This window comes from Streptomyces anatolicus, assembly GCF_019400875.1.
In the GTDB taxonomy this organism is placed as follows: domain Bacteria; phylum Actinomycetota; class Actinomycetes; order Streptomycetales; family Streptomycetaceae; genus Streptomyces; species Streptomyces anatolicus.
This window is the reverse complement of the sequence record NZ_WMBF01000489.1, coordinates 1-4,679: the sequence shown is the minus strand read 5'-3', so window position 1 is coordinate 4,679 and position 4,679 is coordinate 1. Positions and strand designations below refer to the sequence as shown.

Here is a 4,679-nt window from a genome sequence, read left to right as displayed (position 1 = left end):
GTGCCACACCCCGCGTCCCGCGACATGATCCGCCGGACAGGCCCTAGTTGAACCGGCGCACCGGGCGCCCCCTGCCGGATGTCGGTGCTCCCCGATACGCTGATGACCTGATCAACGGATGTGCCGGACGGCAACAGGTGTGCCGGACAGAGAAGTCGGGAAGAGCCGCGGCAGCGAAGGCGTCGCGGCGAGGGGGCGGCAGTGGCGGACGATGGATTCGACTTCAGGCCCGGGGCCCAGGTCCCGCTCTCGGGCGCCGCGGGGCAGACCGTGGCGACGCACGCCCTGGCGTCGGCCGCGTATCGCGACGGGGACGTCGAGGAGATCCTGAAGGCCAACACCGAGTGGCACAAGTCCGTGGTGGTGCCCGGCATGTGGTCACTGTTCAAGCCGAGCCTGGGCGAGGCGTTCGCGCGGACCGTGCAGGTGCGGATGCTCGGCGGCGGTCGCAAGCCGCTCATCCAGTCCTTCGGGACCGAGCCGCAGTCCGTCGTCGAGCACTGCCTGGCGGCGAGCCGCATCCGCAAGGAGCGTGACAGCTGGCTCACGGCCGTGATGGCCCTGTGCGGCCTGCTCGCCCTGCCCGGTCTGATCGTGTGGCTGCTCGTCTTCACCATCAGACGGCAAGTCGCCAAGAACGAGAACAAGCGCGCGGGCGCCCTCGCCACGGCCGTCCTGGTCGCCATGGGCGTGCTCGCCGTCCTCGCCCTCCTCAAGCTGCCCTTCGACGGCTTCTGGGCGTGGTATCTGCGGGCGGCGATCGTGCTGCCCGTGGTGGGCTGGTTCTGGGCCAAGCAGATCGCCGAGCGCACCGCCAGGGACCTGCGCGAGCGCTGGGAGAGCCTGCTGTCGGGCGGTGGCATCGGGGCCAAGATCCCCGAGGCGGTGCCGGGCAGCCCCGGCGAGACGGCCGCCGAGCGGCTGCGCCAAGGGCTCGCCAGACTCTCCGCCGAGCAGCAGAGCAACTCCGTCTTCTACGCCGGGCCCAAGGGCATATTGGGCATGGGCACGCGCTGGGGCAGCTGGCAGCTGGCCGAGGAGCTGGTGCCCGCCGAGGACGGCAAGGACATCCACCCCTTCCGCAGCTGGGACGTCATACGGGCGGTGCACGACCAGCTCCGCATGCTGGAGCGCGGCCCGCTGCACACCGGCGGCTTCCCCACCCCGTCCATAAATCACTGGATCGTCACCCCGATCGGGGAGAACGCCAAGGCGGTGGCCCGCCCCACCGGCACGGACGTCGACGCCTTCCAGATCCGCGGCCATGAGATACAGCGGATCTGCAACGAACAGCAGTTCGGCAGCGGCGACCGGCACTACCTGGGCGTGCAGTTCACGCTCTGGGAAGGCCAGTTGGTCATCACGATGCTCATCACGGTGACCGTGCTGCACGAGACCCTGCGCATCGAGGTCACCGGCCACGCCCTCGGCCCCGTGCACCCCCTGTTCACCAGCAAGCCCGAGCCGAAGACGAAGACGGTCGCCAAGCCCATCAAGTTCTGGGAGACGGTCGACCGCAATCTGCCGCTCGTCGACGCCGACGAGGTGGTGCGCCTCGCGGTCCGCGCCCCCTTCACGTGGTATCCGCCGCTCCTGGACCACCTCGGCGGCAAGCTGGTCCTGCCCGAGCCCTTCGGCCTGCGGCACGCCTGGGCCGACAAGCCGTGGCGGCACCGCTTCATGGCCGACGACGCGCTGCGCGCCGCCACGCCCGTGCTGCGCGTGGTGCACTCGGCGGCGATCAAGGTCCTCGCGGAGAACGGCGTGAACACCGAGAAGTTCGGCGCGCGCTCCACCTTCCTCAGCGGGGGCATCCAGGACCCGTTGCCGAGGCAGGCGGACGTGTACAACGCGTAAGGACCCGCGCCCCTTTCCGGGGCGCGGGAGCGCAGCCGCTTACGGGGGGCGCGGGAGCGCGGGCGCTAGCTCGCGGGCCAGACGTCCGCGAGCATCGCGCGGGTGTCGGCGAGCAGCTGCGGCAGCACCTTCGTGTGGCCCACGACCGGCATGAAGTTGGTGTCGCCGCCCCAGCGCGGGACGACGTGCTGGTGCAGATGCGCGGCGATGCCGGCGCCCGCGACCGCTCCCTGGTTCATGCCGATGTTGAAGCCGTGCGCGCCGGACGCGCTGCGCAGGGCCGTCATCGCCTGCTTGGTCAGCTCGCCCAGTTCGGCGGTCTCGGGGCCGGTCAGGTCGGTGTAGTCGGCGACGTGCCGGTAGGGGACGACCATCAGGTGGCCGCCGTTGTACGGGTAGAGGTTCAGCACCGCGTACACCTGCTCGCCGCGCGCGATCACCAGGCCGTCCTCGTCGGACTTGGCCGGGATGGAGCAGAAGGGGCAGCCGTCGTCGGCCCCCGGTCCCGTGGGCTTGTTCTCGCCCTGGATGTACGCCATCCGGTGGGGCGTCCACAGGCGCTGGAACGCGTCCTGCGTACCCACTCCGATCTGCTGCTCCGGCTCACTCGTCATGGTGGTCAGCATATTCCCCGGGGCGTACGCGACGAGGGGCGGCCCCGAACGGGACCGCCCCTCACCTCCCCGCGCCCGCGGGGAGCACGTCACACCTGTACGCGGCGCTCCACCACGTCGACGAGCTTCGCGATCGCCTCGTCACGGGCGATCCCGTTCTCCTGCGACCCGTCCCGGTAGCGGAACGACACCGAGCCCGCGTTCATGTCGTCGTCGCCGACGATGACCATGAACGGCACCTTGCTCCGCTGCGCGTTGCGGATCTTCTTCTGCATGCGGTCCGACGAGGCGTCGACCTCGACCCGCAGCCCGTGCTTCTTCGCCTCCTCCGCGAACTCCTGGAGGTAGGGCACGTGCGCGTCGCCGACCGGGATCCCGATCGCCTGCACCGGCGCGAGCCACGCCGGGAACGCGCCCGCGTAGTGCTCGAGGAGCACGCCGAAGAACCGCTCGATCGAACCGAACAGCGCGCGGTGCAGCATGACGGGCTGCTGCTTGGAGCCGTCCGCCGAGGTGTACTCCAGGCCGAACCGCTTGGGCTGGTTGAAGTCGACCTGGAGGGTCGACATCTGCCAGGACCGCCCGATCGCGTCCTTCGCCTGCACCGAGATCTTCGGGCCGTAGTACGCGGCACCGCCCGGGTCCGGCACCAGCGGGAGGCCCTGCTTCTCGGCCGCCTGGCGCAGCGCCTCGGTGGCCTCGGCCCAGTCCTCGTCCGAGCCGATGAACTTGTCCGACTCGGGGTCGCGGGTGGACAGCTCCAGCTCGAACTCGTTCAGGCCGTAGTCGCGCAGCAGGTCGAGCACGAAGGTGAGGAGCTGGTCCAGCTCGCCGAGCATCTGCTCCCTGGTGCAGTAGATGTGCGAGTCGTCCTGGGTGAAGCCGCGCGAGCGGGTCAGGCCGTGCACGACGCCCGACTTCTCGTAGCGGTAGACCGTGCCGAACTCGAAGAGCCGCAGCGGCAGTTCGCGGTAGGAGCGGCCCCGCGACTTGAAGATGAGGTTGTGCATCGGGCAGTTCATCGCCTTAAGGCGGTAGTTCTGCCCGTCGAACTCGATCGGCGGGAACATGCCCTCCGCGTAGTGCGGCAGGTGCCCGGAGATCTCGAAAAGCTGCTCCTTCGAGATGTGCGGGGTGTTCACGAACTCGTAGCCCGAGTCCTCGTGCCGCTTGCGGGAGTAGTCCTCCATCACCTTGCGGATCACGCCGCCCTTGGGGTGGAAGACCGCGAGACCCGGGCCGATCTCCTCCGGGAAGGAGAAGAGGTCGAGCTCGGAGCCGAGCTTGCGGTGGTCGCGCTTCTCGGCCTCGGCGAGGAACTCCAGGTGCGCCTTCAGCTCGTCCTTCGAGGGCCACGCGGTGCCGTAGATGCGCTGGAGCTGGGGGTTCTTCTCGCTGCCGCGCCAGTAGGCGGCGGCGGAGCGCATCAGCTTGAACGCGGGGATGTTGCGGGTGGTGGGCAGGTGGGGGCCTCGGCAGAGGTCCTTCCAGCACAGCTCGCCGGTCTTCGCGTCGAGGTTGTCGTAGATGGTCAGCTCGCCGGCGCCCACCTCGGCGTCCGCGCCGTCGGCGGCGTTCGCCGCGTTGCCCTTGAGGCCGATCAGCTCCAGCTTGTACGGCTCGTCGGCCAGCTCGACGCGGGCGTCGTCGTCGTTGGTGACGCGGCGCGAGAAGCGCTGACCCCGCTTCTGGATCTCCTGCATCTTCTTCTCGATGCGCTTGAGGTCGTCGGGGGTGAAGGGCTCCTTGACGTCGAAGTCGTAGTAGAAGCCGTCCCGGATGGGCGGGCCGATGCCCAGCTTGGCCTCGGGGAACAGCTCCTGCACGGCCTGCGCCATGACGTGCGCGGTCGAGTGGCGCAGGATGTTCAGGCCGTCCTCGGAGGAGATCTCGACGGGCTCGATCTCGTCGCCGTCGGCCACGGCGTACGCCAGGTCCTTCAGCTCGCCCGCCACGCGGGCGGCGACGATGGTGCGCTCACCGGGGAAGAGGTCGGCGGCCGTAGTGCCCGTCGCCACCACGCGCTCTTCCCGCTCGGAATCGCGTTGGATGATCACACGGACGTCAGACACCGGTCTCTCCTTGCAGAAGGGGGGTGCGGCGCTTTCTGATGCGCGCGCACTAGGGATCGTACCGAGCCTGGGGTGTCCGCCGCGAAACGGTTATCCCCGGCCACCCGGAAGCGCCACCCTGAATCCCCCCTCCGGG

General features: G+C 69.6%; 3 protein-coding genes. 1 reads left to right on the top strand and 2 read right to left on the bottom strand.

All coding sequences use genetic code 11. From position 1 onward, the window contains the following. Positions 1–201: 201 nt before the first annotated feature. Positions 202–1,857, top strand: coding sequence for an AbeC-like domain-containing protein (locus tag GKQ77_RS28045; RefSeq protein WP_219691722.1), 1,656 nt, complete (start codon positions 202–204; stop codon positions 1,855–1,857). A 65-nt stretch (positions 1,858–1,922) separates the two neighbouring features. On the opposite strand, the gene GKQ77_RS28040 is transcribed toward GKQ77_RS28045, so the two are convergent. Next, positions 1,923–2,483: an HIT family protein gene (locus tag GKQ77_RS28040; protein ID WP_219691721.1), complete on the bottom strand. Its 561-nt coding sequence runs from the start codon at positions 2,481–2,483 to the stop codon at positions 1,923–1,925. Between the two features lie 77 nt (positions 2,484–2,560). After that, positions 2,561–4,543 (bottom strand): threonine--tRNA ligase, encoded by a 1,983-nt coding sequence (gene thrS / locus GKQ77_RS28035; RefSeq protein ID WP_219691720.1) that lies wholly within the window; start codon positions 4,541–4,543, stop codon positions 2,561–2,563. Positions 4,544–4,679 lie beyond the last annotated feature (136 nt).